Here is a 24130-nt window from a genome sequence, read left to right on the forward strand (position 1 = left end):
CGTCCGTCAGGCCTGGGCCGTGCCGAGAAGCTCGGCCAGCCGGGTCGTCAATGCCGCGATGTCCGCCGGCTCCGGCGCGTGGCGCATCGCCTCCGCCCGCGCCCAACGCTCGGCCGCCGCGCCGCTCAGCACCGGCACGGCGTCGATCAGCGACCGCATCTCGGCCAGATCGCCGTTGCAGTGGAGCACGACATCCATGCCCGCCGCCAGCACCGCTTCCGCCCGCGACCTCGGGTCGCCCTGCAGCGCGTTCATCGACAGATCGTCGCTGAACAGCAGGCCGCCGAAACCGATGGACGGCCCCCGCACCACCTCGCGCACCACGATGGCGGAGGTGCTGGCCGGCGCGGTCGGGTCGATGGCCTTCAGCACCACATGGGCCACCATCGCCAGCGGCAGGTCGGCCAGCGCGCGGAAGGGGGCGAAGTCGGTCGCTTCCAGCGTCGCGCGGTCGGCCTCCACCACCGGCAGTTCGGCATGGCTGTCGGCGAAGGCGCGGCCGTGTCCGGGGATGTGCTTGACCACCGGCAGCACGCCGCCGGCCAGCAGCCCCTCGGCGGTGGCGCGGGCCAGCCTGATCACCAGGGCGGGGTCGCGCGAGAAGGCGCGGTCGCCGATGATGTCGTGCGCGCCCTCCACCGGAACGTCGCAGACCGGGGCGCAATCCACCGTGATGCCGACCTCCGTCAGCATATGGGCAAGCAGCCGGCCGTTGATCCAGGCAGCCTCTTGGGCGGCCTCGCGCCCGGCGGCGGCGTCGCGTTCGGCGAGCGCCCCAAATACGCCCATCGGCGGGTGGGCCGGCCAGTGCGGCGGACGCATGCGCGCGACCCGGCCGCCTTCCTGGTCGATCAGGACCGGGGCGTCCGGCCGGCCGACGCTGGCGCGCAGATCGTCCACCAGCCGGCGCATCTGGTCGCGGCTGTCGCAGTTGCGGCGGAACAGGATGAAGCCGAGCGGATCGGCATCGCGGAAGAAGGCGGCCTCGTCGGGCGTCACCTCCAGCCCGGCGCAGCCAAAGACGACCGCGCGCGGACGGGCAAGCGGGACGGCCGGGTCCACAGCCTCAGGACCCACAGACTCAGGGACGGACAACCACACACCCCACATTCTGTGCGCGCAGCTGGGCGCAGACCGACTTCGCCCGCGCCTCGTCGGCGCCGGCGCCCTGCACCCGGTAGAAGATGCCCTTCGGCCCCAGATCGACCTTCGCCACCTGCATCGACAGGCCACCAAGCGCCTCTGGATGACGGCCGGCGAGACGACGCCACTCGGCCGCGGCCTCGCCTTCGCTGCGCACGGAGGCCAGCTGGACACGCCAGCCACCGCTGCCGCCGACAACCGCAGGGGCGGCCTTCGCGGGCTGAGGCGCCGCCTTGGCTGGGGCGGCCGGCAGGGATGCGGCCTCCAGCTTGGCGATCAGCTGCCCCATCGACGGAGCGGCAGTCTGCTGGACCGGCGGCGGAGCCGGCGGCTTCGCCGTGGAGGCCTGCTGCTGGACCACCGGCTTGGACGGGGCGGCGGGGGGCTGCTGCGGTTTGGCGGCCACGCTGGGCGGAACCTGCGTGGCTTGCGCCTGAACCGGCGGCACGGCGGCCGGATCCGCGGCGGACAGGCCGGGCGCGGGCTCCGGCGCGGTCAGCGGGGCAGCAGCCGCGACGGCCGCGGCGACATTGTCGCGCGGCACGGTGGCGGTTGCGCCCGGCGGCAGCTGGGCCACCGACGGGACCGACGGCAGCGGCACCACGGCCGGCATCTGCGGCGTCACCACCGGGCGCGGCAGCGGCACCTCCGGCGGCGGCAGCAGCCGTTCCACCTGATTGCCACGCCCGCCGTCATGGTCGCGCAGCCGTTCATAGGCCAGGATGTCCTGGTGCGGCACCTCCATCCCGCCGGGCTGGTCGGGACGCGACTTGGCCGGGGTGGCATCGGCGGTCAGCAGCGGCGGGCCGTCGCCGGACAGCCGGTCATGCCCGCGCAGAGCCACCACCGCCGTACCGGCGAAGGCAACGACGCCGACCACGGCGAAGCCGAGCGCCAGCAGCCCGCGCTTGCTCGCGGCCTGTCGGGGCGGCATCCCATAGGGATTGGCCGCGTAGTTGACGTCGCCGTCGTACCTCATGAACGCAGTTCCTCCACCGGTTCGACACCCATCACCTTCAGACCCGAGGCGATCACCGTCGCCACCGCGGCGATCAGCGCCAGACGGGCCGTCGTCAGCTCCGCATCGCCCTCGATCAGGAAGCGCAGCGAGGCATCGTCGCGGCCCCGGTTCCACAGCGCGTGGAAGTCACTGGCCAGATCATAGAGGAAGAAGGCGATGCGGTGCGGTTCATGCGCCTCCGCCGCCGCCTCGACCACGCGCGGCCAGGTGGCCATGCGCTTGGCGAGCGCCATCTCCTCCTCGGCATCCAGCCGGGCGAGGTTCGCCGAGGCCGCCAGAGCCGCAGGCGTCTGATCCAGCTGCGGCAGCGCCGTCGCGGCATGGCGCAGGACCGAGCGGCAGCGGGCGTGTGCGTACTGCACGTAGAAGACCGGGTTGTCCTTCGACTGCTCCGTCACCTTGGCGAAGTCGAAGTCCAGCGTCTGGTCGTTGCGCCGGGTCAGCATGATGAAGCGGACCACGTCCTTGCCGACCTGATCGATGACGTCACGCAGCGTCACGAAGGTGCCGGCGCGCTTGGACATCTTCACCGGCTGGCCATCCTGCATCAGATGGACCAGCTGGCACAGCTTCACGTCCAGCTCGGCCTCGCCGCCGGAGATCGCCCGCGTCGCCGCCTGCATGCGCTTGACGTAGCCGCCATGGTCGGCGCCCAGAACGTCGATCAGCGACGCAGCACCGCGCCTGTACTTGTCATAGTGATAGGCGATGTCGTTGGCGAAATAGGTGAAGGAGCCATCGGACTTCTTCAGCGGCCGGTCGACGTCGTCGCCGAAGTCGCTGGACTTGAACAGGGTCTGCGGCCGCGGCTCCCAATCCTCGGGCTTCTTGCCCTTCGGCGGCTCCAGCACGCCGGTGTAGATCAGGCCGCGTTCTTCCAGCGCCGCCAGTGCCGTCTGGACCGCACCCGCCGTCACCAGCGCGCGTTCGCTGCTGTAGACGTCCATGGTGACGCCCAGAGCGCCCAGATCTTCGCGGATCCAGCCCATGATCATGGAGATCGCAAAGTCGCGGCAGGCCGGCAGCCATTCGGACTCGTCGGTGCCGACCCAGCGGTTGCCGTCGCGCTCGGCCAGGGCCTGACCGACCTCCTTCAGATATTCGCCGGGATAGAGGCCGGCCGGGATCTCGCCCACCTCCTCGCCCAGCGCCTCGCGGTAGCGGATGAAGGTGGACCGCCCCAGCACATCGACCTGGGCGCCGGCATCGTTGATGTAGTACTCGCGGGTGACGGCGTAGCCGGCCTTCTCCAGCAGCGAGGCCAGCGCGTCGCCGAACACGGCGCCGCGGCCATGGGCGGCATGCAGCGGGCCGGTCGGGTTGGCCGACACATACTCCACATTGACTGGTGTCCGGCCGCCCAACTCGCTGTCGCCATAGGCGGTGCCGGCAGTCAGCACGTCGCGGATGCGGTCGCGCCAGACGTCCGGCGTCAGGCGCAGGTTGACGAAGCCCGGACCGGCGATCTCGACCGACGCCACGTCGGCGCGGCCCTTCAGCTTGCCGACCAGCAGCTCCGCCAGCGCGCGCGGCGCCATCTTGGCCGGCTTCGCCAGGATCATGGCGGCGTTGGTGGACAGGTCGCCATGCGAGGCCTCGCGCGGCGGCTCGACCGTCAGACGGCTGCTGTCCAGCCCGGCGGGGATCGCACCCTCCGCGGCCAGCTCTTCCAGCAGCTTGCGAATATCGGTCTCGAAGGCCTTGAAAATATTCATCGTCTCAGGTCGTCTTTTCAGGAGGTCACAGGAGCCGTCCGGCTCAGGTCTTCACATGTCAGGTTTTTACATGCAGATCGAACAGCCGGTCATGTTCGGCCAACGCGTAGCGGTCGGTCATGCCGGCGATGTAGTCGGCCACATGGCGGGCGCGCACCGCAAGATCGGCGTCGCCGCCCGCCTTGGCGATGTCGCGCTGCCATTCGGTCGGCAAGGTGTTGGGCTCGCTCATGAACAGCTCGAACAGGGCGCGCACCACGCGCTTGCACTTGCTCATCTCGCGGTTCACGCGATAGTGCCGGTACATGCGCTGGCGCAGGAAGGCGCGCAAGGGCCGCTGCGCCTCCAGCATCCCATCGGAAAAGCTGACCATCGCCAGCGGCAGGGCGCGCAGCTCGGCCGCACTGCCCGGCTTGTGCTCCGCCAGCCGCCGCCGCGTCTCCGTCACCAGATCGACGACCATGGCGTTGATCATCCGCCGCACCGTCTCGTGGATCAGGCGCGAGCGCTCCAGCCCCGGATAGCGGTCGCACACCTCGCGGATGATCGGACCGACCAGCGGCAGCTCCGCCACCTCCTCGACCGTGAACAGGCCGGCGCGCAGGCCGTCGTCGATGTCGTGGTTGTTGTAGGCGATGTCGTCGGCCAGCGCCGCCACCTGCGCCTCGGCCCCCGGATTGGTGTGCAGCTCCAGATCCCACTCGCCCTGGAAGGCGGCAATCGTTGTCGGCAGGCGGTGTCCGGGCAGCAGCGGGCCGTTGTGCTTGACCACGCCTTCCACCGCTTCCCAGGTCAGGTTCAGCCCGTCGAACTCGGCATAGCGCCGTTCCAGCCGGGTCAGGATGCGCAGCGTCTGGTCGTTGTGGGCGAAGCCGCCGAACGGTTCCATGCAGGCGTTCAGCGCGTCCTCGCCGGCATGGCCGAAAGGGGTGTGACCGAGGTCGTGGGCCAGCGCCACCGCCTCCGCCAGATCCTCGTTCAGGCAGAGCGTGCGGCCGATGGAGCGCGCGATCTGCGCCACCTCCAGGCTGTGGGTCAGCCGGGTGCGGTAATAGTCGCCCTCGTGGTAGACGAAGACCTGCGTCTTGTGCTTCAGCCGGCGGAAGGCCCCGGAATGCACGATGCGGTCGCGGTCGCGCTGAAAGCACGAGCGCGTCGGGCTTTCAGGCTCCGCCGTCAGCCGCCCGCGCGTGTCCGCCGGGTTGCAGGCAAAGGGAGCCAGCCGATCGTGGGAACAGTCCGCCGTCATGGGGCGGACACTACCGGCGGGAAAACGCAGGCGCAACGGCGAAGGCGTGCTATGCCCCGCCCCCGGGGCCAGCCGGCGATTGAGCGTGCCAGAAGCGCAACGGTTTGGCGCAACCGTGCCCATACTTTGACGAAGCCCCCGATCCCCCTTACATTTGTGGCAACTCCCGCACCGCACCAGAGGGGCCACCCCATGCCCGATACCGCACTGCCCACCGAAACCCGCGTCCTCGGCGTCAGCGAAAGCGCCGCCAAGCGCGTCGCCTTCCTGATCGAGCAGGAGGGCAATCCCAACCTGATGCTGCGCCTGACCGTCTCCGGCGGCGGCTGCTCCGGCTTCCAGTACGGCTTCACCTTCGACGAGACCGCGACCGACGAGGACCATGTCTTCGAGAAGGACGGCACCAAGGTGGTTACCGACGACGCCTCGCTCGACCTGCTGGCCGGCGCGACGCTGGATTATGTCGAGGACCTGATGGGCGCCGCCTTCCAGATCAAGAACCCCAACGCCACAGCATCCTGCGGCTGCGGCAACTCCTTCGCGGTTTGAGGCCGCGGTCTGAAGCCGGATAACGAAAAGAAAAGGCAGGCCTGTTTCGTGAAGATCGCCACCTGGAACGTCAACTCGGCGAAGGCCCGCCTTCCGCTGATCACCGACTGGTTGCGCACGGCGTCCCCGGACGTCGTGCTCTTCCAGGAAATCAAATGCGAGACCGCCGCCTTCCCGCGCGCAGCGTTCGAGGAACTCGGCTATCACGTCAACGCCGTCGGGCAGAAAGCCTACAACGGTGTGGCAATGCTGTCGAAGGTCCCGGCGGAGGACGTGCTGACCCGCCTGCCGGGTGAGCCAGAGGACGAACAGGCCCGCTATGTCGAGGCCACCGTGTCCGGCGTGCGCATCGCCTCGCTCTACCTGCCCAACGGCAACCCGGTGCCGGGCGAGAAATTCGCCTACAAGCTGCGCTGGATGGATCGGCTGTACGACCATGCCCGCACCCTGCTGGCGCAGGAAATCCCGGTGGTGCTGGGCGGCGATTACAACATCATCCCCGAGGCACGCGACGTCTACTCCCCGCAGGCCTTCGCCGGCGACGCGCTGTTCCGCCCAGAATCGCGGGCCAAGTTCCGCGCCCTGCTGAATCTCGGCCTGACCGAGGCGTACCGCGCGCTGCATGACGACGACCGCGCCTATACCTTCTGGGATTATCAGGCCGGCAGCTGGCCGCGCGACAACGGCCTGCGCATCGACCATTTCCTGCTGTCGCCCCAGGCCGCCGACCGTCTGGCCGGCTGCGCCATCGACCGCGGCCCACGCGGCCTGGAAAAAGCGTCCGACCACACCCCCGTCATCCTGGACCTGCGCGACGCCTGACCGCGGCTGTGGATTCCGCGTGACAAAAAGCATTTTGTTAAAACTTTCGCTTCTAGGATGACTGCGCGCCCCGGACGACAACCGGGCGGGCGCGGTCATTGGGGGAGCGACGGGCGGGCATGGCGTGGGGGCGCGACAACGGCCGGGAACGGGTGAAGTCTCTGCTGGCGGCATTGGAACGTCAGGCGACCGAGGCCTCCCGGCTTGCCGAGCGCGCCCAGCGCGACATGGGCGACGACCGCTTCGCCTCCTTCCTCGACTTCCGCCGCAAGGTGGAGGAGATCCGCGCCCTCTTCGCCCTGACCGAGGAGCATCTGCAGGGCGTCGACGAGTCGCGCCTGTCCGACCTGCGCGCCGAGTTCGAGCGGATGGATCTGCTGCTGACCCGCATGCTGGTGCGGGCGATGCGCAATTACTTCTCCGGCATGCGCGAGGATCAGGTTCTGCCCATCGGCGCCCGCGAACTGTTCGAACCGGAACTGCGCAGCATCGACCAGACCCGCACCCGCCTGCTGAGCCCCCGCTATGCCGACCGCGTGGCGCAGGAAGTTCTGGAGGATCTGGACGCCACGGCGGAGTTGATCCGCAAGACGATAGCCCGCGCCCCCAGCCTGCCCGACTTCTCCGACAGCCCCAGCCCGCCCAAACCAACCCGCCGTCTGCGCACCCTGGGCCGCCCGATCAGGAATTGAGGGGCAAATCGCAGCGACCTTCGCGCGACACTTGACCCACCGCGACGCATTCGCTACTCCCGTGGGCCGAAGGAAGAGTGGCCGAGTGGTTTAAGGCAACGGTCTTGAAAACCGTCGTAGGTGTGAGCCTACCGTGGGTTCGAATCCCACCTCTTCCGCCATTCAACTTACGAAATCATCGATTGCCTGAAACGGACGAACCCGCCGCCTGGGCCGCGGGTTCATGTTCGCTGTGTGTAAACGACCGTCACGAAGTCGGCAAAGTCGCGATCTTCGGCTTGGTTCCGGATTGCACCAGGGCTTGGTGCAGATTCGTATCTTGAACGACAAGTTGAACGGCATCCCGCAACGCGGCCGTCAAGGCCGGTGCGGCCTGCTCCCCCATCATGAGCATGACGTCCTTGTTCACGCCGACCGACCGATAACTCCGGCTGTAGACCAGGGTGCCGTCCTGGCGTTTCGCTGTCAGATCAAACGCAACCTCTGCCACTGCTTCAGCGGTCCAGAAGCCGGGCTTGAAATCGTTGTAGAAATTAGTGGTCTGCACGGTAATGGCGATGCCGCCGGGACCAACGTTGAAGCCGAGGGATGCCAACTCCGTCTGTACGGCTTGGCTGACTTCGGCCACCACATCGTTGGAGGCGGTGATTTTCGCCATCTCCATTCCATAGCCGTTCTTCTTCGTGGACACACGGTCACGGTTCGATACCCGGCCGTCGGCCGCGGTAACGCTGACGGTCACATCCTTGGCTCCCGGCACTACCGAAATATTTGCCGGAGCCGAGTATTTGACCGGAATGGCGTCTTCAGTCAAAGCGCAACCGGAAACCAGCGCCGCAAGCAGAACGCACGCGATAAATCTAATCATTCTGTTTTCCTGAAGTATTTCAATCGACGACTTTGATGCCTTGCGGTCGCGCAATCTGGTTCGGCAGGTGATCGGCCGGCAAAACGCGCTGGTAAGTTCCATTGGCCTGTACCATCACGCGCTCGGATGGGCTGAACACGCGGTCATCCGCCGCCTGCTCCTGAACGATGGTCATGGTTTTCCCATTCGCGAGGGTGATGGTGTACTCGATCCCGACCCGGTCGCTGGCAGCCTGTTCCGCTATGGCACCGATTGCGGCACCCACAAGGACGCCACCCAGAATCGCAGCGACGTTCCCAGACCCCCGGCCGACGTTCGACATCGCCAGACCGCCTGCCGTCCCGCCGACGACCCCACCGACACCTGTGTTCTGCCCCCGGATGTCCACCTGACGCGATGCCACCACCGTGCCGAATTCGACCACTGTCGCCCGGCCGACATCTTGGAAGCTGTAACGGCTTTGCCCCTGCGTGGCACAACCAGTGAGACTGGCAGACAGGCAAATAGCTGCAACGACTGTAATCAAAAGCTTTCGCATTGCCAATCAGCGCCCCTGTGCTGAGATAACATTATCACTAGATCAACCAGAGAATGGCAGAGCCTCCTTTCCATGTCGATAGCGGCGATTCATCATCCCGCCCCTCGCCAAAAAATTCAGACACCCCGCATCGTCTTCGCTTGGCGCCGGACGATCCGCATACCTTCATATGACCCCCACCCTTTTGCGCCTCCCCGATTGCTCTGCTAGCGTCCAATCCGGGTTACGGAAGGGGCGCGGACCATGGGACTCATCAGCTTTCTGAAAAAGACCGCCGCCGGTCATACCGACCGGCAGAAACAGGCGCGTTACGACCGGGCGAACGCGCGGGCAAACGAGTACATGGAGGTGGCGCAGTGGTATGCCGAGGAAGGCGACGGCAACCCGCGCATCCTGCAGAATTATCAGGAACTTTCGGCGCTGCCCTTCCGCCAGGGCCATGCGGCGGTGCTGGTCGGCTACCGCAACGACATCACGCGCAAGCTGGGTCATGCCGCCCACATCGGCACCCGGCAGAACCCGTGGATCGCCGCCTTCCTGCGGCCGGACGACGGCACCGTCTATTGCGCCTATGTGCTGCTGCGCGACGACAACCAGCAGTTCGCGCTGATGAAGGCCTACTGGTTCCTGTCCGGCAACGAGACGGAGGCCGGATACAAGCGCCCCGTCTTCGGCGTCCTCTGATCCATCCAGCAGGAAAGTCGCGCACATGCCGAACATCGCCGATCTGGTCGCGAACCCGGAAAGCTTCCTCAAGAACAACCTGATCTGGATCCAGTATCAGGCCTACCAGCCGAACTACCGCGTCGGCGGCGTCAAGAGCTTCAGCCTCAGCGACGACGGCATGACCTGCACCCGCAAGGGCACCGGCATCGTCTCGCAATTCTCGACCAAGAACGTCGATGTCTGGTCGGTGCGCTACGACCAGGGCAACCGGCCGGGCAGTTGGAACGCATACTGGCTGCCCTACGATCAGGATTTTAAGCATCTCGTCGTGCTGGAGGACGAGGCCGACGTGATGTTCACGCCGACGATGGACGGCTGCTCCTTCGGCTTCAGCGACCATGGCGGCGGCACCTACTCCGCCTCCCACGGCAACCTGCAGACCTCCGAAGGCCGGATCGACGAGACAGGGCTGCGCCAGGGCATGCGCATGCACGCCACCACCCTGCACAAGTCGCAATACATGAACGTGCCGGGCACCGACGCGGTGAAGGTCACGCTGGTGGGCGTGCGCAACGGCAAGAAATGGCGCTTCTTCTATCAGCAATACATCGACCAGATGGGCGCCTTCACCCTGCTGAAGGTCGCGCAGGTCAAGAGATAGGACATTCCCGGGGGGCCTCCGCGCCCCTCCCCCATTCCCACTCAAGACAGCCCGGTCCCGCCTTGCTACAGTCCTTGTCCCTCGGACCTGTCCCGAACGGCTTGATCCGCAAGACAGACACAGACCAGAGACAAGGCACATGGACAAAGGCACGCCGAAGGCCATCCGGCTTCAGGACTATCGCCCGCCGGCGCATCTGATCGACACGGTCGACCTGTTCGTCGATTTGGGCGAGGATGTCACCACCGTCCGCACGGTGCTGGCGATCCGCCGCAACCCGGCCCGCCCCGATGCCGCGACGGAGCCGCTGTCGCTCGACGGGCAGAGGCTGGATCTGGTGTCGGTGGCACTGGACGGGCGGACGCTGGGACCGGACGACTATACCGTCACCCCCGATCACCTGATCGTGCTGGAGGTGCCGGACAGCTTCACCCTGGAAACCGTCGTCCGCATCAAGCCGCAGGAGAACACGGCGCTGGAAGGGCTCTACAAGTCCTTCGGCAATTTCTGCACGCAATGCGAGGCGGAAGGCTTCCGCAAGATCACCTACTTCATGGACCGGCCGGACGTGATGGCGCGCTACAGCACCACCATCACCGCCGACAAGGCGCGCTATCCGGTGCTGCTGTCCAACGGCAACCTCGCCGCGTCCGGCGATCTGGAGGGCGGGCGCCACTGGGCGCGCTGGGAAGACCCCTTCCCCAAACCCTGCTACCTGTTCGCGCTGGTCGCCGGCAGCCTCGTCCATGGCGAGGACCGGTTCCGCACCGCCTCCGGCCGCGACGTCACGCTCCGCATCTATGTCGAGCCGGGGAACGAGGACAAGATCGACCACGCCATGCGCTCGCTCATCAAGTCGATGCGTTGGGATGAGGAGGTCTATGGCCTGGAATACGACCTCGACATCTTCAACATCGTCGCGGTCGGCGATTTCAACATGGGGGCGATGGAAAACAAGTCGCTCAACGTCTTCAACACCAAATACATACTGGCCAAGCCGGAAACCGCGACCGACACCGATTTCCTCAATATCGAGGCGGTGGTCGCGCACGAGTATTTCCACAACTGGACCGGCAACCGCGTCACCTGCCGCGACTGGTTCCAGCTGTCGCTGAAGGAAGGGCTGACCGTCTTCCGCGACCAGGAATTCTCGTCCGACATGCATTCCCGCGCGGTGAAGCGCATCGCCGACGTCCAGGGGCTGCGCACCGTGCAGTTCCAGGAGGATGCCGGGGCCATGGCCCATCCGGTGCGCCCGGACAGCTATGTCGAGATCAACAACTTCTACACCCCCACCGTCTACAACAAGGGTGCGGAAGTCATCCGCATGATCCACACCCTGCTGGGGCCGGAAAAGTACCGCAAGGGCACCGACCTTTACTTCCAGCGCCATGATGGGCAGGCGGTGACCTGCGACGATTTCGTCGCCGCCATGGCCGATGCCAGCGGCGTCGACCTGACCCAGTTCCAGCTGTGGTACCGCCAGTCCGGCACGCCGGAGCTGGACATCGCCGGCAGCTACGATTCGGCGTCCAAGACCTACACCCTGACGGTGAAGCAGACGGTGCCGCCGACGCCTGGCCAGCCGGTCAAGCAGCCGATGCACATCCCGCTGGTGGTCGGCCTGCTCGGCCCCGACGGGCAGGACCTGCCGCTGCGCCTGGACGGTGAGGACAAGGGCGAAGTGACGGGCGCCGGCACCAGCCGCATCCTGCATGTGACGGCGGAAAACCAGAGCTTCACCTTCCACGACATCCCGGCCCGGCCGGTGCCGTCGCTGCTGCGCGGCTTCTCGGCCCCGGTCAAGCTGAAGACCGACCTGACCGACACCGACCTCACCTTCCTGATGGCGCATGACAGCGATGCCTTCAACCGGTGGGAGGCCGGGCAGATTCTCGGCACCCGAATCCTGCTGAACCTCGTCGCCGACCGGCAGGCCGGACGCGATCTGGTGCTGCCGGAGGGCTATGCCGACGCCTTCGCCAAGATCCTGGACGATGCGCAGCGTGACCCCGCCTTCGCCGCCCAGGCGCTGGTGCTGCCGACCGAGGCCTATCTCGGCACCCAGATGCCGGTGGTCGATCCCGACGCCATCCATGCGGTGCGGGAGTTCGCGCGCAAGACGCTGGCCGGGCGGCTGCGCGCCAAGTTCCTCGACCTCTATCGCCGCAACAGCAGCCAGGAGCCCTTCTCCGTCGATGCCGAGGCCATCGGCAAGCGGGCGCTGAAGAACCTGTGCCTTGCTTACCTGATGGCGCTGGAGGACGCGGAGGCGCTGGAGCTGTGCCTGACGCAGTACCGCAGCGCCCAGGGCATGACCGACGAGATCGCGGCGCTGCAGTTCCTGTCCAACGCCGCCTCGCCGGAAGGGGAGAAGGCACTGGCCGACTTCTATGAGCGCTGGAAGGGCGAGGCGCTGGTGGTCGACAAGTGGTTCAGCGTGCAGGCGATGTCGCACCGCGCCGACACGCTGGCCCGCGTCACCGCCCTGCTCGGCCATCCGGCCTTCGAGATCCGGAACCCGAACAAGGTCTATGCGCTGATCGGCGGCTTCGCCAACGGCAACCCGGTCCGCTTCCATGACGCCAGCGGCGCCGGCTATCGCTTCCTGGCCGATCAGGTCCTGCGCCTGGATCCGATGAACCCGCAGGTTGCAGCCCGTCTGATGGGTCCCTTCTCCCGCCTGCGGCGCTATGACGCGGCCCGTCAGGGGCTGATGAAGGCAGAGTTGCAGCGGATCGTCGCGACGCCGGGCCTGTCTCCGGACGTCTACGAGGTCGCGAGCAAGAGCCTGGAGGCCGCCGGCTGAGACTCGGGGGAGTCTAAGGACCGGGCACATAAGCAAAGGGCCGGTGGCGTCACCACCGGCCCTTATGCCGTCCGCGATTCTCCGGCCGCCGGACCGGAGGATGCGGTCTTACTTCTGCTCAGCCAGGAAGGCGATCAGGTCGGCGCGCTTTGCGTCGTCCTTCAGGCCGGCGAAGGCCATGGTGCCGCCCGGGACGATTTCCTTCGGCGCCTTGATGTAGGCGTCCAGGTTCTCCGGGGTCCAGACCAGGCCGCCGGCGGCCTTCTCCTTCATCGGGGCGGAATACTTGAAGCCCTCGACCGACGCGGCCGGACGGCCGACGACGCCGAACAGCGACGGACCGACCTTGTTCTTGCCCTGCTCGGCGGTGTGGCAGGCCATGCAGACCTTGAAGACATCCTTGCCGGCCGCGGCATCGGCCGCCTGGGCGGCACCGGCACCCATCACGACCGCGGCGATGGCGGCAACGCCCATCAACAGCTTCTTCATTCTTCGGCTTCCCTTCCGATGGATCCACCGGCCGACGGCGCCGGCCGGAATCGCGCGGCAGCATACACATTCCGCAAGGGGCTCGAACCCCCTTTGATGCCGCCGTACGACCAATGAACAATTTGCCGCGCTAATTCATCCAGGCAAGCGCCGCGAACAGAACCACAACCACAAGGATTGCAGCCCACGGCACATAGAAATTGCCGGTTCCGCCCCCCTTGCCGCGGCCGACCGGCAGCGGCAGCGGGATCTCCGGCGGCGGCTCCGCCATGCGGGTGGCAGGCTTCGTAGCGGGTGCGGCGGCCGGCGCGGGGTCGGAGTAGACGGCGGGCCGGGCCGCGGGCTGGGGAGCCGCCTCGGTCGCCGCCGGGGCCGCCACCGGTTCAGCCACAGACACCGTGTCAGCGGGCGCCGTTTCAGCGGGCGCCGGGCCGACGATCTGGGTGAAGCGGGCGAAGAACTCCTCCGCCATCTTGCGGGCGGTGGCGTCGACCAGCCGGGAGCCGATCTGCGCCAGCTTGCCGCCGACCTGGGCCTTGGCGGTGTAGCTCAGCAGCGTGGCGCCGCCATCGTCGGCCAGCGTCACGGTGGCGCCGCCCTTGCCGAAGCCGGCCGCCCCGCCCGACCCTTCGCCGGTGATGGTGTAGCCGTTGGGCGGGTCCAGGTCGGACAGGGTGACCTTGCCGGCGAACTTGGCGCTGACCGGACCGACCTTGGCGACGACCTTCGCCGTCATCTCGGTGTCGGACTGCCGGACCACCTCCTCGCAGCCGGGGATGCACTGGCGCAGGATCTCCGGATCGTTCAGCGCCGCCCACACCGCGTCGCGGCTGGCCTCGATCCGGTGGCTTCCGCTCATATCCATGGTTCGTGGTTCCTCCAACCCTGATGGCAACCCTGATGCGGCCCTTCGCGGGCGTCTCCCGCCCCGGCTGCGGCCGGGGTTACGGTCGAGAATATGGTATTACCGGGCGCTGCGACAGCCCCGGCGTCCTCATCTCAAAGTCTTAAAGGCGGCGCCGGCTCCCTCACCCGCGCGGCGCCATGCAGTTGCTGACGATCGGCGTGCAGGCCGACAATGTGGCGCCGGCCGGGTAGCTGACCTGCTCCACCGTGCCGCGCGTGCCGATCACCACCGTCGCCTCGCAGCCGGTCGAGGTGTTGCCGCCGACCGGCACCCCGAAGCCGAGGCCGAGCCCCACCCCGCCGCTGCCGCCGAAGCTGCCGGCACCGATGCCGATGCTGCTGCCGGGGCTGTAGGCCACCGCCGGACGGGCGACATAGGTGTAGTATTCGCGGCCCGCCGCCGTCGCCTGACGGTCCGGCACGCCGGCGCAGGCCAGCAGGTCGGCCTTGGGCATGCCGACCATGGCGGTCTGGGCGCGGCGCGCGATCTCCGGATCGGGACCGGTGGCGCAGCCGGCAAGGATGGCGGCCGCGCCGCCGAGAAGGATCATCGCAGCGCCCACGCTCCTCGCCTTACCCGTCCCTTGGCCCATGTCTCGTCCTCCACCAGAATATCGTGTCATCGCCGGGTTCTTCTCAACCGGTTGATACAGTCCTGAAACCCCGCCGCCGCCCGTCCGTTCCCCGAAGGAGCAATGCGGCCCGGAAGTGACGGACAGGCGCGGATTTGCTAGGAGTTCCGTCCACAGTCCATACCAGCATATCGGAACCGCCGACGCCATGGCCGAGCTTACGCCTCCCCCTTCTCCCGCCGCCTCCGCCGTGACGGTGTATCTCGCACTCGGCGGCAACATGGGCGACCGCGCCGCCAACCTCGCCGAGGCGATCCGGCGGCTGGGCGCGGCGGTGGAGATCGACGCGCAGTCCGCCCTGTACGAGACGGCTCCGATGTATGTGACCGACCAGCCGGCCTTCCTGAACATGGCGGTGCGCGGCACCACCCGCCTCGGCCCCTTGGAACTGCTGCGCTTCCTGAAGGAGATCGAGGCGACGCTGGGCCGCGATCTCGGCGGCCTGCGCTTCGGCCCGCGCCCCATCGACGTCGACATCCTGCTCTACGCCGACCGCGTGGTGACGGAGCATGATCTGGAAATCCCCCACCCCCGCATGGCGGAGCGTGCCTTCGTCCTCTGCCCGCTGGCCGACATCGCCGCCGACATCGTCCACCCGGTGCTGAACCGGCGGATCGACGCCCTGCGCGACGAGGTTCCCGGCCGCGAGACCGTCGTCCGCATCGCCGAGACGCTGTGACGAACGCCTCCCTGAGTGCGGTGGCCAATGCACTCTCCGAGTGCGGTGGCATGCGGCCGCCGCACCGCTTATAGTGCCGGCCTGAACGCAACGCCGGCGCCCGTCCGCCGGCCGGGAGAGTGTGTTGTCGGACGATAGCGTGAAACGGACCATGCTGGTCCAGCCGGGCGGCGCGCCGCTCACCTACACCATCCTGGTGCGCGGCTTTTCCGCCACCGTGGATCTTGCCGGTCGCACCGACCGGCCGGACGTCCGCTTCGACCTGACGCTGACCGTCACCCATCCCGGCCCCGGCTTTCCCGACGACATCGCCGCGGTGATGTCTTACGAGGACATCGTCGAAGACTTGCGTCGTCTTTGTGCCGAATCCAACGTATCCGGCGCCGAATACTTGGCCGACCGCGCCGCGAACCTCTGCCTGTCCCATGCAAAAGTGCGCCTGGTCCAGGTGGACGTCACCATTCCCGCGGCCGACTCGGGCGGTTCGGCGGCCGGCGCCAGCCTGACGCGCGGCCGGCCGGGACTGGCCTGACCGCGCCCTTCGCCGCCACGCCGCTGCTCATTACTGCATAACACAAAGATATAGCGCCTGTTGACAAAAGGACGGGTGACAATATCACCCGGCCTGAGTTATGGTCGCCATATTGTATTTTAGACCCACAATCCGGGCCGGACGGGGTATATCCCCGGCGGCGATCCGGATACCGAAAGCCGAGACGAGCGCGCAGCAGGGATTAGGCCAATCGCCATTGCCGGCTTCGACCGTCCGCCGATCCCCCTTCCGGGACGGCAACGGCCCCCGGAAGCCGGACTCTAAGGGAGGGACGCATGGACCGCAGCACGACGCCGACCCTTTCCGAACTGCTCGAAGATCCGATCGTGATCGCCGTGATGGCGCGCGATGGGATCAGCCCCGACAGCGTCCAGCAGCTTTTCGAACGCCTTCGCCGGAGCCGCCGAGTACAGGAAGAACGGCTCGCCGCCTGACCTGCGGCCACACTGACCCAAGCGCTGGATAAAGCCCGGTCAGAAACCTTCGGCTGAACCCCTTTCTGTGAGGCGCCGCTTTCCCCGGAGAGCGGCGCTTCGCTATTCGGGGACGACGCTTCACCCCTCCAGAACCTCGCGCACGACCTCCATCACCTCGGCTGGGGTGAAGGGCTTGCGCAGGGTGCGGTGCGCGCCCAGCGCCTCCGCCACCGGCAGCACGTCCAGCGAGGCGCGGGCGCCGCCGCCGGAAATCGCGATGATCTTCAGCGACGGCGCGCCGCGCCGCAGCGCCATGATCGTCGCCAGCCCCTCCTGGTTCGGCATGAAGATGTCGGTGATGACCAGATCGACGGGATGGCCGGCCGGCCGGTCGCGGAACCGCGACATCCCCTCCAGCCCGTCGCGGGCGCCGACCGCCTCGTGACCGGCCATCGTCAGCGTGCGCAGAAGCACCGCGCGGGCCACGTCGTCGTCGTCGATGATCAGCACGCTGGCCATGGCGCCGCTCTCCCCCTCACTCCGCCGGATGGGGCACGCCGTGGGCCGAGCCCCCATCCGCACCCTGCTCCGCAGCCTCATCCCGCATCGGCTTCTTGCGGGCGAGATAGCTGTAGACCGTCGGCACGACGAACAGCGTCAGCAGCGTGCCCAGCGTCATGCCGCCGACGATGACGGCGCCGATGGCCTGCCGGCTTTCCGCACCCGCTCCCTTGGCGTAGGCCAGCGGCACGGCACCCAGCACCATGGCGCCGGTGGTCATCAGGATCGGGCGCAGGCGCAGCACGGCGGCCTCCTCCACCGCCTTGCGGATGTCGGTCCCAGCGCGCTGGAGTTGGTTGGCGAACTCCACGATCAGGATGCCGTGCTTGGTGATGAGGCCGACCAGGGTGACGAGGCCGATCTGGCTGTAGACGTTCATCGTCCCGCCGCTCATCTGCAGGGCGGCCAGCGCGCCGGTCATCGACAGCGGCACCGTCAGCATGATGACGAAGGGATCGATGAAGCTCTCGAACTGAGCCGCCAGCACCAGATAGATGAAAGCCAGCGCCAGCACGAAGACGAAATAGAGCCCGGTCGCCGATTCGCGGAATTCGCGGCTCTGGCCGGCATAGTCGGTCTGGGCGGTGGCCGGCAGCACCTTGTTCGCCGCCGCCTGCATCACCGCCAGCGCCTCGCCCAGCGAGGTCCCCGGCGCCAGCGTCGCGGTGATGGTGGCGGAGCGCAGCTTGTTGAAGTGGTTCAGCTCCTTCGGCGCCACCCGCTCCTCAACCTTCACCAGATTGGCGAGCGAGATCATCTGCCCCGCACCGCCCGTCGCGCTGGTGCCGCCGCGGACATAGATGCCGGCGATGTCGTCCGGGTTGCGGCGGTCGACATTGGCGACCTGGACGATCACGTCATACTGCTTGCCGTCCTTCTTGAAGCGCGTCACCTGCCGGCCGCCCAGCAGGGTTTCCAGCGTGCGGCCGACGGTGTCGACATCCACCCCCAGATCGGCCGCCTTGTCGCGGTCGAGCGAGACCCGCAGTTCCGGCTTGTTCAGCTTCAGGTCGGTGTCGAGGTTGGTCAGGCCGGGGAAGTTGCGCGCCTCCGCCATCATGGCGTTGACCATCGTCTGCAGCTCCTCGAACGGCAGCGAGGTCTGGATGACGAAGTTGACCGGCTTGTCGATCGGGCTCTGCCCCAGCGAGGGCGGGTTGGTGACGAAGCCCAGGATGCCGGGGATGCCGAACATCTTGGGGAACAGCTGGGCGGTGATGGTCTGCTGCTTCACGTCGCGCTCGTCCCAGTCGATCAGGCGGACGAAGGCGATGCCCTGGTTCACCACCGGAAAGCCGACGACGACGAAGAACTTCTCCAGCACCGGGATCTGGCGGAACAGCGCCTCCATCCGCTGGGCGTAGCCCATGGTGTAGTCGAGCGTCGAGCCTTCCGGCGCGATGGCGATGCCGACGATGGTGCCGCGGTCCTCGACCGGCGCCAGTTCCGACTTCAACCCGGTGAACAGCACGTAACTCGCCGCCGCGACGCCCAGCCCGATCAGCAGCACCAGAGGCCGCGCCCGCAACGACAGGCGCAGCAGGCGGCGATAGCCGTTGGTCATCCCCTCCAGGAACCGCTCGATGGCCCGATAAATCAGGCCATGCTTCGTCTCATGCTTCAGCAGCTTGGAGCACATCATCGGCGACAGCGTCAGCGCGACGAAGCCCGACACGATGACCGCTCCGGCCAGCGTCAGCGCGAATTCGGTGAACAGCCGCCCGGTGCGGCCGGTCATGAAACCGATGGGCGCGTACACCGCCGCCAGCGTGATGGTCATGGCGATGACGGCGAAGCCGATCTCGCGCGATCCCTTCAGCGCCGCCTGGAACGGGTTCATCCCCTCTTCCACATAGCGGAAGATGTTCTCCAGCATGACGATGGCGTCGTCGACGACGAGACCGATGGCCAGCACCATCGACAGCAGGGTCAGCGTGTTGATGGAGAAGCCGAAGGCGTACATCAGGGCGAAGCCGCCGATCAGCGACACCGGGATGGTCACCAGCGGCACCAGCGTCGCCCGCAGCGAGCGCAGGAAGAAGAAGATGACCAGCACGACCAGGATGATCGCTTCGAAGATGGTGTGGAACACCGCGTCGATCGACTTGGCGATGAAGACCGAGCTGTCGTACCCGACATCCACCCCCATGCCCTCGGGCAGGGCGGCGCGGATCTTCGGCAGCGCCTCGTTGACCGCCTTCGACACGTCCAGCGGGTTGGCGGTGGATTGCTTCACCACGCCGATGGCGACGGCGCCGCGGCCGTTGAAGCGGGCGCTGACCCGCTCGTCGAGCGCCCCCAGCTCCGCCCGGCCGATGTCGCGCAGCCGGACCAGATAGCCCGAATCGTCGCGCAGGATGATGTTCTCGAACTCCGCCGGGCTGCGCAGGTCGGTTTCCGACACCACGGTAAACTCGCGCGCCACGCTCTCGACGCGGCCGGCCGGAATCTCGACGTTCTGCTTGCGCAGCGCATTCTCGACATCCTGCGGCGTCACCCGGTAGGCGGCCATCCGCTGCGGGTCGAGCCACAGCCGCATGGCGAAGCGGCGCTCGCCGAAGATGCGGACCTGCGCCACGCCGGGCAGGTTCTGCAGCCGGTCCTTGACGTAGCGGTCGGCGAAATCCGTCACTTCCAGCGGCGAATGCCGGTCGGAGGAGAAGGCGAGATAGATGATCGGCTGGGCGTCGGCCTCCACCTTGGCGATGACCGGTTCGTCGATTTCCGACGGCAGGGCGGCGCGGACGCGGCCCACCCGGTCGCGCACGTCGCTGGCGGCGACATCGACGTTGCGGTCCAGCCGGAAACGCAGGGTGATCTGCGACTTCTCCGCCCGGCTGATCGAGGACATGACGTCGATGCCCTCGATGCCGGCGAGGCTGTCCTCCAGCGTCTGGGTCACCTGGCTTTCGATGATCTGGGCCGAGGCGCCCTTGTAGGTCGTCTCCACCGTGACGACCGGCTCGTCGATCTTGGGATATTCGCGCACCGACAGGCGCTGGTACGACACGATGCCGATCAGCATCAGGGCGAGGCTCATCACCGTCGCCAGGACGGGACGGCGGATGGAGATCTCGGACAGGACCATGGATTTAGCTCCCGGCCGGCTTGTTCGGAACCACCGCCACCGGCGCGCCGTCGCGGATTTTCAGCTGGCCGGCGGTGACCACCATGTCGCCGGGGGCGAGGCCCTTGGAAATCTCCACCTCCGCATTGCGGCGTTCGCCCAGCGTCACGCGGGTCTGCGCCACCTTGCCGTCGACCACCTTGAAGACATACTGGTCCTTGCCGAAGGCGACGATGGCCTGTTCCGGCACCAGCACCGCGTCGGGCACCGTGGTCAGCGTCAGCGACACCCGCGCGAACAGGCCGGGGCGCAGCGAACCGTCCGGGTTGGGCACGCGGGCGCGGATCGCCAGCGCACGGCCGTTCACGTCCACCAGCGGGTCGATGGCATAGACGGTGCCGTCGAAGCTGCGCCCGCCGAAGGCATCCACCGCCACCTTCACCGTCTGCCCGACTTTCACCGCCGGCAGGAACATCTCCGGCACGCGGAAGTCCAGCTTCAGCGTGTCGATGTCCTCCAGGTTCACGATGTCCTTGCCGGCCTGGACGAAATCGCCGACCGACACCTTGCGCAGCCCCAGCACACCGTCGAAAGGCGCGGTGATGACCTGCTTGTCGAGCTGCGCCCTGGCCAGCTGCACCGCCGCCTCGTCGGCCAGCAGCTTGGCGGAGGCCTGTTCGCGGCTGCGCAGCGGGCCGGTGTTCTGGCGCACCAGCTGGTCGGCGCGCGACAGCTCGGCACGGGAGAAGGCGATGCTCGCCTGCGCCTGGGCCAGCGTGGCGCGGGCGATGGCGTCGTCCAGCCGGACCAGCACGGTGCCCTTGGTCACGCGCTGCCCCTCCTTGAAGGCGATCTCGCTGATGCGGCCGGCGATCTCCGGCCGGATCACCACCGATTCGTTGGACAGCAGCGACCCGACGGCGGTCACCGTCCGCTCCACCATGCCGATGCGGACCGGAACGGCCTCCACCGGCATCGGCGGCGCACCGCCCGGCGGCTTTCCGCCACCTGAGGCACCCCCGGTTGCAGGCGCACCGCCGGACACGGCACCACTCACCATCGCCGTCAGCCCGGCGACTGTCCCGCCCTGCTTCACGAAATACCAGTAGGCCCCGCCGGCGAGTGCCGCCAGGACGAGGAGAGCAGCGATGCGAAGCGTGTGGCGCATGGGACCGGGATCCGGACGGGTTTCACCTTGCCGCAGCGCAACCGAAGAGGGCGCTGGGCAAACTGAACTATATCGTTCAGTTCACATCCGGAGTCGAGAAGGTTCAGCGATCAGAACCGTCCGCCGGTCCGTTTGTCGCGGCCCCGACCTGAGGCACTCCACTCTCCAGCAGTCCGCCCCGCATCGGCACCGTCCGGCCGCCGCACAGCGTCACCCACAGGTCGGCGGGATCGCCGGCCGTCACGGGACCGTCGCCGTCCATCCGCCGGACCTCCCCGCCCTCCAGATCGAGTCCCGGCGCGCAGCAGGGCGACTCGCCGGCCGCCACCAGGGCGCGGACCCGGCCGTCTTCGATCCGGATGTCACATAATCCGTCATGGACCCGCGCGTTCTTCAGCCAGAATTTCCCATTGGCGGGGATGCGGGCGAGGCAGCAGGTCGGGGCGTTGGTCGGGACGTTCATGGAGTTTACCCGTGTCCGGTCCGGCTATGTGCGACGCAGCAAGGCTGACACAAAATGGTAAAGCAAAGCCAGCGGGAGCTTGGGCTTTCCGGGTTTACCCGTTCCCCAGCGCCAGGAACTCCTGGAAATTGGCGCAGCGGCCGGCCTTGAAGGCGGCCTCATAGGCGGCGTTGCGGGCGCGCTTGCCGGCGATGGCCTGCGCGAACCGATGGCGAAGCCCGTCGTCGCGGATGCCCAGTCCGTCGCCGGCCAGCCGCTCCAGCACATGGCGGTAACAGCGCTCCGCCCGTTCTCCGCTGTCGGCGGAAAAGGTGATGGAACCGGCGCGCTGGCGATACTCGTAGAAGGGCGTCGCCACCAGCGGCACCGGACCGGTCGCGTCGAGCACCCGGACGTTGAAGACCACGTCGTCGCAGAAATTCACGTCCTCGTCCCAGCCCGGCACCAGTTCGCGCCGCACCACCGGAAACATCGGCACGGAGGTCGCCACGAACCCCTCGCCGTCCAGCAGGGCCGGGGCCTGCCCTTCCTCGAACAGGCGCAGCAGCGGCGAATCGTCCTCGTCGCGCACCACCGCGACATTGTCGAAGGCCGCACCCCGCGCCAGCGCCAGCGGAATCAGCGCCGACAGCCGGCCGGGGCGGAAGCGGTCGTCGGCGTCCAGCGGCGCCACCAGCGCCAGTCGTGCAGCATCCAGCCCGGCATTGCGCGCGGCGGGCGCCCCGGCACCGATCCGGCCGGTGCTTGCAAAGACCAGCCGCGGGTCGTCGATTCCGGCGGCCTGCAGAGTCGGGCGGTAATCGGTGCCGTCGTCACTGACGATCACCGCCTCCCACGCCGTCCAATCCTGGTCCAGCAGGCTTTGCACCGCCCGGACGATGGTGCCGTGGGCGCGGTGGGCCGCAATGATGACCGATACGCCCGCTCCGTTCCCGCGCATTCCAACGCTCCCCCTCCACACCGACGGCGGAGTTTGGCCGTGGGCGGCGAATGGCGTCAATGCTGCGCGACCATGCCGCTCCCCGCTCCTACCCGGTTTTGGAACCGCCCCTTACCCGCCGAGGTGTCGCGTGGTAGGAAGAGACATCGTGCCGCGCCGACTGGAAGGACACCCGCGTGTTCGGTGAATGGAACAGTGGAACATCCCCGGAAAACTGTTGCACGCTGTTCCAAACGTTCCATCAGGCCCCACCCCCGCCCGTGGCCCCACCAGTGGCCCCACCCATGGCCCAACCCATCGATTTTGACCCGGCGGACGTTGAACATGAAGGCCGGACGGGCTATGTGGTGAAGCAGGCAAGGCGCATGCGGCAGCGGGACAGCGGCCGGGGTTCTCCTCCGGCGGCGCATCCCGGTCCCGATACCCCGCTTCCGATACCAGGGAGAAGAACATCAATGGCGCAGGTCGGATACACCCGGTTCGACGACGAACCTGAAAAGGAACCGGACGAGAAGTCGAAGGAAAGCGCCCAGCCGCAGTTCGCCGCCGTGCAGCAGAGCCTGTTCAAGGCGCGCACGGTCCTGATCTTCGGTCAGATCGACATGAAGCTGGCGCAGGTCGTCTCGGCCCAACTGCTGGCGCTCGCGCATGAGAGCGACGACGACATCACCGTCGTGGTCAACTCGCCGGGCGGCCATGTCGAGGCGGGCGACACCATCCACGACATGATCCGCTTCATCAAGCCGCGGGTGAAGATGCTGGGCACGGGCTGGGTCGCCAGCGCCGGCTGCCACATCTATCTGGCGGCGAAGAAGGAGGACCGTTTCTGCCTGCCCAACACCCGCTTCCTGATCCACCAGCCGCTGGGCGGAACGGGCGGCCGGGCGACGGACATCGCCATCGAGGCGAAGGAAATCATCCGCATGCGCGAGCGTCTGAACAAGATCATCGCGCGTGAGACCGGGCAGCCGTATGAAAAGGTCGCCAAGGACACCGACCGCAATTACTGGATGTTCGCCGAAGAGGCGAAGGACTACGGCATCGTCAGCCAAGTCATCAACACGATGGACGAGCTGAAGTAACGGTCGGGTCTATCCAACAGAAAAGGGCACTTTCTCCTTCGCGGGAAAGTGCCCTTTTTCATTTCCGATAACAGCCTCGAAGCCGAAACGATGACGGCAACGCGCTCCCTCAGACCGATACGTCCAGCAGCGATCCGCGCTGGCGATAGCCCTGGGCATTCACCCTGGCGGCAAGCGCGCCGGCATTGGTGTCGACGGCCTGACTGCCCTCGGTGCCGCTGCGGGTATCGCGGGACTGGTCGGTCTTCCCGATGGCCGGGGGGGCGGCCACCGTCTGGGTCCGCACCGGCGGCGTCACCTGCTGCGCGGCCTGGACCGCCGGGGACATGGCGATTTGTGCCGCGGGCGTCAGCTGCGGCATTGGCTTCAGCGTCTGGTAGGACGGTATGGCCGGATTGAATTGCATTCCTAAAATATGCGCCTACCCGGCGCAGGTTTCAA

The 24130-nt window shown here is 67.3% G+C and carries 25 protein-coding genes and 1 tRNA gene; 11 read left to right on the forward strand and 15 right to left on the reverse strand.

The genetic code is table 11. From position 1 onward, the window contains the following. Positions 1–6 precede the first annotated feature (6 nt). The 4 genes from nagZ to B9N97_RS04430 are packed head-to-tail and all read right to left on the reverse strand — an operon-like array spanning position 7 to position 5128. Positions 7–1110 carry a beta-N-acetylhexosaminidase gene (gene nagZ, locus B9N97_RS04415; protein WP_085083761.1) on the reverse strand — a complete coding sequence of 368 codons (1104 nt, stop codon included), beginning with the start codon at positions 1108–1110 and terminating at the stop codon, positions 7–9. Further along, on the reverse strand, positions 1082–2122 hold the full coding sequence (locus tag B9N97_RS04420) for an SPOR domain-containing protein (RefSeq protein WP_085083763.1): 1041 nt from the start codon (positions 2120–2122) through the stop codon (positions 1082–1084). Before B9N97_RS04420 ends, nagZ begins: the two co-directional genes overlap by 29 nt. Beyond that, a complete protein-coding gene (gene argS / locus B9N97_RS04425) occupies positions 2119–3879 on the reverse strand; it encodes an arginine--tRNA ligase (protein WP_085083765.1) in 1761 nt (586 codons plus the stop codon). Before argS ends, B9N97_RS04420 begins: the two co-directional genes overlap by 4 nt. A gap of 58 nt (positions 3880–3937) precedes the next feature. Then, positions 3938–5128: a deoxyguanosinetriphosphate triphosphohydrolase gene (locus B9N97_RS04430; RefSeq protein ID WP_085083767.1), complete on the reverse strand. Its 1191-nt coding sequence runs from the start codon at positions 5126–5128 to the stop codon at positions 3938–3940. 192 nt (positions 5129–5320) lie between these two features. Between B9N97_RS04430 and erpA the strand changes: the two genes are divergently transcribed. The 4 genes from erpA (at position 5321) to B9N97_RS04450 (ending at position 7352) form a co-directional block, all read left to right on the forward strand. After that, positions 5321–5677: an iron-sulfur cluster insertion protein ErpA gene (gene erpA / locus B9N97_RS04435; RefSeq protein WP_085083769.1), complete on the forward strand. Its 357-nt coding sequence runs from the start codon at positions 5321–5323 to the stop codon at positions 5675–5677. A gap of 48 nt (positions 5678–5725) precedes the next feature. Further along, positions 5726–6499 carry an exodeoxyribonuclease III gene (xth, locus tag B9N97_RS04440; protein ID WP_085083771.1) on the forward strand — a complete coding sequence of 258 codons (774 nt, stop codon included), beginning with the start codon at positions 5726–5728 and terminating at the stop codon, positions 6497–6499. A 119-nt stretch (positions 6500–6618) separates the two neighbouring features. After that, complete coding sequence (locus B9N97_RS04445) at positions 6619–7191, forward strand: hypothetical protein (RefSeq protein ID WP_085083773.1); 573 nt, start codon at positions 6619–6621, stop codon at positions 7189–7191. 71 nt (positions 7192–7262) lie between these two features. Continuing rightward, a tRNA-Ser gene (locus B9N97_RS04450) sits at positions 7263–7352 on the forward strand. A gap of 86 nt (positions 7353–7438) precedes the next feature. Here the strand turns inward: B9N97_RS04450 and B9N97_RS04455 are convergent. Together B9N97_RS04455 and B9N97_RS04460 are read right to left on the reverse strand one after the other, a co-directional pair. Then, positions 7439–8113, reverse strand: coding sequence for a YajG family lipoprotein (locus B9N97_RS04455; protein ID WP_244560552.1), 675 nt, complete (start codon positions 8111–8113; stop codon positions 7439–7441). Then, on the reverse strand, positions 8079–8597 hold the full coding sequence (locus B9N97_RS04460) for an outer membrane lipoprotein (protein ID WP_244560553.1): 519 nt from the start codon (positions 8595–8597) through the stop codon (positions 8079–8081). The genes B9N97_RS04455 and B9N97_RS04460 overlap by 35 nt, the downstream gene beginning before the upstream one ends. 243 nt (positions 8598–8840) lie before the next feature. Here B9N97_RS04460 and B9N97_RS04465 point away from each other — a divergent pair, with 243 nt between their 5' ends. The 3 genes from B9N97_RS04465 (at position 8841) to pepN (ending at position 12733) form a co-directional block, all read left to right on the forward strand. After that, on the forward strand, positions 8841–9281 hold the full coding sequence (locus B9N97_RS04465; RefSeq protein WP_085083775.1) for a hypothetical protein: 441 nt from the start codon (positions 8841–8843) through the stop codon (positions 9279–9281). 25 nt (positions 9282–9306) lie between these two features. Further along, positions 9307–9924 carry a hypothetical protein gene (locus tag B9N97_RS04470; protein ID WP_085083777.1) on the forward strand — a complete coding sequence of 206 codons (618 nt, stop codon included), beginning with the start codon at positions 9307–9309 and terminating at the stop codon, positions 9922–9924. A gap of 139 nt (positions 9925–10063) precedes the next feature. After that, on the forward strand, positions 10064–12733 hold the full coding sequence (gene pepN, locus B9N97_RS04475; RefSeq protein WP_085083779.1) for an aminopeptidase N: 2670 nt from the start codon (positions 10064–10066) through the stop codon (positions 12731–12733). A 108-nt stretch (positions 12734–12841) separates the two neighbouring features. Here the strand turns inward: pepN and B9N97_RS04480 are convergent, their stop codons facing one another. The 3 genes from B9N97_RS04480 to B9N97_RS04490 form a co-directional block, all read right to left on the reverse strand. Further along, positions 12842–13222, reverse strand: coding sequence for a c-type cytochrome (locus tag B9N97_RS04480; RefSeq protein WP_085083781.1), 381 nt, complete (start codon positions 13220–13222; stop codon positions 12842–12844). A gap of 130 nt (positions 13223–13352) precedes the next feature. Further along, the gene (locus B9N97_RS04485) at positions 13353–14087 is read right to left on the reverse strand and encodes an SRPBCC family protein (protein ID WP_085083783.1); all 735 of its coding nucleotides are present in this window, start codon (positions 14085–14087) and stop codon (positions 13353–13355) included. Positions 14088–14250: 163 nt separating this feature from the next. Then, complete coding sequence (locus B9N97_RS04490; RefSeq protein ID WP_244560554.1) at positions 14251–14679, reverse strand: hypothetical protein; 429 nt, start codon at positions 14677–14679, stop codon at positions 14251–14253. A gap of 229 nt (positions 14680–14908) precedes the next feature. Here B9N97_RS04490 and folK point away from each other — a divergent pair, with 229 nt between their 5' ends. From folK to B9N97_RS35490, 3 genes are all read left to right on the forward strand, one after another. Beyond that, a complete protein-coding gene (gene folK, locus B9N97_RS04495; protein ID WP_085083787.1) occupies positions 14909–15439 on the forward strand; it encodes a 2-amino-4-hydroxy-6-hydroxymethyldihydropteridine diphosphokinase in 531 nt (176 codons plus the stop codon). A 124-nt stretch (positions 15440–15563) separates the two neighbouring features. Continuing rightward, complete coding sequence (locus B9N97_RS04500; protein ID WP_244560555.1) at positions 15564–15971, forward strand: dihydroneopterin aldolase; 408 nt, start codon at positions 15564–15566, stop codon at positions 15969–15971. 296 nt (positions 15972–16267) lie between these two features. Beyond that, positions 16268–16426 carry a hypothetical protein gene (locus tag B9N97_RS35490; protein ID WP_167393189.1) on the forward strand — a complete coding sequence of 53 codons (159 nt, stop codon included), beginning with the start codon at positions 16268–16270 and terminating at the stop codon, positions 16424–16426. Positions 16427–16546: 120 nt separating this feature from the next. Here the strand turns inward: B9N97_RS35490 and B9N97_RS04505 are convergent, their stop codons facing one another. From B9N97_RS04505 to B9N97_RS04525, 5 genes are all read right to left on the reverse strand, one after another. Then, complete coding sequence (locus tag B9N97_RS04505; RefSeq protein WP_085083791.1) at positions 16547–16927, reverse strand: response regulator; 381 nt, start codon at positions 16925–16927, stop codon at positions 16547–16549. A gap of 16 nt (positions 16928–16943) precedes the next feature. Then, the gene (locus B9N97_RS04510; protein ID WP_085083793.1) at positions 16944–20057 is read right to left on the reverse strand and encodes an efflux RND transporter permease subunit; all 3114 of its coding nucleotides are present in this window, start codon (positions 20055–20057) and stop codon (positions 16944–16946) included. A gap of 4 nt (positions 20058–20061) precedes the next feature. Next, entirely contained in the window at positions 20062–21204 is a 1143-nt protein-coding gene (locus B9N97_RS04515; protein ID WP_085083795.1) for an efflux RND transporter periplasmic adaptor subunit, read from the reverse strand. 103 nt (positions 21205–21307) lie between these two features. Then, complete coding sequence (locus B9N97_RS04520; protein WP_085083797.1) at positions 21308–21667, reverse strand: hypothetical protein; 360 nt, start codon at positions 21665–21667, stop codon at positions 21308–21310. A 94-nt stretch (positions 21668–21761) separates the two neighbouring features. Further along, positions 21762–22607 carry a glycosyltransferase family 2 protein gene (locus B9N97_RS04525; protein ID WP_085083799.1) on the reverse strand — a complete coding sequence of 282 codons (846 nt, stop codon included), beginning with the start codon at positions 22605–22607 and terminating at the stop codon, positions 21762–21764. A 455-nt stretch (positions 22608–23062) separates the two neighbouring features. Between B9N97_RS04525 and B9N97_RS04530 the strand changes: the two genes are divergently transcribed. Next, positions 23063–23689 (forward strand): ATP-dependent Clp protease proteolytic subunit, encoded by a 627-nt coding sequence (locus tag B9N97_RS04530; RefSeq protein ID WP_085083801.1) that lies wholly within the window; start codon positions 23063–23065, stop codon positions 23687–23689. A gap of 109 nt (positions 23690–23798) precedes the next feature. Here B9N97_RS04530 and B9N97_RS04535 read toward each other — a convergent pair whose 3' ends face one another. Then, positions 23799–24095, reverse strand: coding sequence for a hypothetical protein (locus tag B9N97_RS04535; protein WP_085083803.1), 297 nt, complete (start codon positions 24093–24095; stop codon positions 23799–23801). Positions 24096–24130: the final 35 nt, after the last annotated feature.

Source organism: Azospirillum oryzae, assembly GCF_900177515.1.
Taxonomy (GTDB): Bacteria; Pseudomonadota; Alphaproteobacteria; order Azospirillales; family Azospirillaceae; genus Azospirillum; species Azospirillum oryzae_A.

Excerpts from the sequence above, each read along its gene's own strand:
- nagZ (WP_085083761.1), bottom strand. The coding sequence starts at position 1,110 with ATGTGGGGTGTGTGGTTGTCCGTCCCTGAGTCTGTGGGTCCTGAGGCT.
- B9N97_RS04420 (WP_085083763.1), bottom strand. The coding sequence starts at position 2,122 with ATGAGGTACGACGGCGACGTCAACTACGCGGCCAATCCCTATGGGATG.
- argS (WP_085083765.1), bottom strand. The coding sequence starts at position 3,879 with ATGAATATTTTCAAGGCCTTCGAGACCGATATTCGCAAGCTGCTGGAA.
- B9N97_RS04430 (WP_085083767.1), bottom strand. The coding sequence starts at position 5,128 with ATGACGGCGGACTGTTCCCACGATCGGCTGGCTCCCTTTGCCTGCAAC.
- erpA (WP_085083769.1), top strand. The coding sequence starts at position 5,321 with ATGCCCGATACCGCACTGCCCACCGAAACCCGCGTCCTCGGCGTCAGC.
- B9N97_RS04445 (WP_085083773.1), top strand. The coding sequence starts at position 6,619 with ATGGCGTGGGGGCGCGACAACGGCCGGGAACGGGTGAAGTCTCTGCTG.
- B9N97_RS04460 (WP_244560553.1), bottom strand. The coding sequence starts at position 8,597 with ATGCGAAAGCTTTTGATTACAGTCGTTGCAGCTATTTGCCTGTCTGCC.
- B9N97_RS04465 (WP_085083775.1), top strand. The coding sequence starts at position 8,841 with ATGGGACTCATCAGCTTTCTGAAAAAGACCGCCGCCGGTCATACCGAC.
- B9N97_RS04470 (WP_085083777.1), top strand. The coding sequence starts at position 9,307 with ATGCCGAACATCGCCGATCTGGTCGCGAACCCGGAAAGCTTCCTCAAG.
- pepN (WP_085083779.1), top strand. The coding sequence starts at position 10,064 with ATGGACAAAGGCACGCCGAAGGCCATCCGGCTTCAGGACTATCGCCCG.
- B9N97_RS04480 (WP_085083781.1), bottom strand. The coding sequence starts at position 13,222 with ATGAAGAAGCTGTTGATGGGCGTTGCCGCCATCGCCGCGGTCGTGATG.
- B9N97_RS04485 (WP_085083783.1), bottom strand. The coding sequence starts at position 14,087 with ATGGATATGAGCGGAAGCCACCGGATCGAGGCCAGCCGCGACGCGGTG.
- B9N97_RS04490 (WP_244560554.1), bottom strand. The coding sequence starts at position 14,679 with ATGATCCTTCTCGGCGGCGCGGCCGCCATCCTTGCCGGCTGCGCCACC.
- folK (WP_085083787.1), top strand. The coding sequence starts at position 14,909 with ATGGCCGAGCTTACGCCTCCCCCTTCTCCCGCCGCCTCCGCCGTGACG.
- B9N97_RS35490 (WP_167393189.1), top strand. The coding sequence starts at position 16,268 with ATGGACCGCAGCACGACGCCGACCCTTTCCGAACTGCTCGAAGATCCG.
- B9N97_RS04505 (WP_085083791.1), bottom strand. The coding sequence starts at position 16,927 with ATGGCCAGCGTGCTGATCATCGACGACGACGACGTGGCCCGCGCGGTG.
- B9N97_RS04510 (WP_085083793.1), bottom strand. The coding sequence starts at position 20,057 with ATGGTCCTGTCCGAGATCTCCATCCGCCGTCCCGTCCTGGCGACGGTG.
- B9N97_RS04515 (WP_085083795.1), bottom strand. The coding sequence starts at position 21,204 with ATGCGCCACACGCTTCGCATCGCTGCTCTCCTCGTCCTGGCGGCACTC.
- B9N97_RS04520 (WP_085083797.1), bottom strand. The coding sequence starts at position 21,667 with ATGAACGTCCCGACCAACGCCCCGACCTGCTGCCTCGCCCGCATCCCC.
- B9N97_RS04525 (WP_085083799.1), bottom strand. The coding sequence starts at position 22,607 with ATGCGCGGGAACGGAGCGGGCGTATCGGTCATCATTGCGGCCCACCGC.
- B9N97_RS04530 (WP_085083801.1), top strand. The coding sequence starts at position 23,063 with ATGGCGCAGGTCGGATACACCCGGTTCGACGACGAACCTGAAAAGGAA.
- B9N97_RS04535 (WP_085083803.1), bottom strand. The coding sequence starts at position 24,095 with ATGCAATTCAATCCGGCCATACCGTCCTACCAGACGCTGAAGCCAATG.